Source organism: Streptomyces millisiae (genome assembly GCF_031845425.1).
Lineage (GTDB): Bacteria > Actinomycetota > Actinomycetes > Streptomycetales > Streptomycetaceae > Streptomyces > Streptomyces millisiae.
This window is the reverse complement of sequence record NZ_JAVREM010000278.1, coordinates 1-461: the sequence shown is the minus strand read 5'-3', so window position 1 is coordinate 461 and position 461 is coordinate 1. Positions and strand designations below refer to the sequence as shown.

Here is a 461-nt window from a genome sequence, read left to right as displayed (position 1 = left end):
CCGTCGGCCACTGGATCGTGGCGTTCGCCCTCGTAGGGACCGGTGTCCTGGTCCCCTGGCTCGCGCACTTCAACACCCCTGAGGCTCGTAGCGCCAGGCAGGAGGAGCGTCAGCGTCGTATGCGTGAGGAGCGGTTGCGGCGAGCTCGCGCGCGTAGGACCGAGCGGCGACGTGAACGGCGTCGGCTCCGCCGGGACAGCATCAGCTGACGTCTCGCCCCCAAGCCCCCCAGTCCCCAGCGCCGATGCCATTGGGGAAGATCAGTGGATGAGCGGAGAGACTACAGACATCAGCGCGGCCATCACCGGTGAGTTGCAGTTGCTGGACCCCGATGTGCGCATGTCGCCGTCACTCGCCGCGGAGCTGCTCGATCCGGAGTTCATCGAGGTCGGGGCTTCGGGGCGGCGGTGGACGTACGAGGAGATGCTCGCCGCGCTGCCCCAGCTGGACGGCGGGAACAC

At 68.5% G+C, this 461-nt stretch carries 1 protein-coding gene; it reads left to right on the top strand.

The annotated features are described in order from the left end of the window. Positions 1-267: 267 nt before the first annotated feature. Positions 268-461: nuclear transport factor 2 family protein (locus RNC47_RS36660; protein WP_311605192.1), on the top strand; the 194-nt coding region annotated here is incomplete at its 3' end.